Annotated in this window: 1 protein-coding gene; it reads left to right on the top strand. The window is 59.7% G+C overall.

Annotation, left to right across the window (positions count from 1 at the left end; translation table 11 throughout):
- The coding region (locus H6M51_RS24150; protein ID WP_185812305.1) for a recombinase family protein at window positions 1-1048 on the top strand (1048 nt) is incomplete at both ends.

Here is a 1048-nt window from a genome sequence, read left to right on the forward strand (position 1 = left end):
CCCGAGAAGGCTGAGATCGTTCGTCGCATCTTCGTGCTTTACGCCGATGGCATGTCCCCGCGAGACATTGCCCAGCTCCTGAACAAGGAAGGTGTCCCCGGTCCACGCGGCGCCAAGTGGCGCGATACTGCCATCCGCGGTCATGTCAGCCGTGGCACCGGCATCCTCAACAACGAGAGCTACAACGGTCGAACCGTCTGGAACCGACGCAAATATCGTAAGAGCCCACAAACCGAGAAGCGGACTGCGCGCGCCAACGACGCCAGCGAGTGGATCTTCACACCGGCACCGCGAATGCGGATTGTCTCCGATGAACTCTGGCAACGCGTCAAGGAGCGCCAGAGACAGGTTGGCGAGAAGTTCGACTACGGTCAGAGCAACCGGCTCAACACAACCCACCGTCCGGAATACCTTCTCAGCGGCATGCTCCAATGTGCCGAATGCGGCGGACCCTATGCCATTTCGGGCAAGGACCGCTATAGCTGCACAAACCGCAAGAAGCGCCTGCCGATCGACGACCTTGGCGGTGAATGTTGCGGCAACAGCAAGACGATCACACGGCATGAACTGGAAGAGCGCGTGCTCAACTGCCTGCCCGCCGCCTTCTATTCGCTCGAGATCTTCGATCGTATTTCCAAGAAGATGATCGCCTTCGAGACCGGCAAACTGACGGCGATCCCGTCGCTGAAGGATGAGATCGCCAAGGAACTGTCTGCCATCGAACGACAGCAGAAGAACCTGGCCCAGCAGATCCAGGAACGCCTCGCCGAAGGCCGGCCGCGGCTTGCCATCCTCGATGACCAGCTCGACGAACTCGAAGCAAAACGCGAACAACTCGCCCGTGAGCTTGCCACCGTCGAAGAGCCGGCACAGGATTTCAAGGGGAGGATCGAGAAGCTGAAGACGCAGTTTAACCCGGCAAACATCGGGATTGCGATCCGCAAGCTGATCTTCCTCGCCCGCAACAACGCGGATGAAGCTGCGAAGCGCCGGCTGATGCCGATCGTGCGTGACCTCATCCAGACCGTCGTCATAGGCAAGACGCCTG

This window comes from Rhizobium sp. AQ_MP (assembly GCF_014237835.1).
In the GTDB taxonomy this organism is placed as follows: Bacteria; Pseudomonadota; Alphaproteobacteria; order Rhizobiales; family Rhizobiaceae; genus Allorhizobium.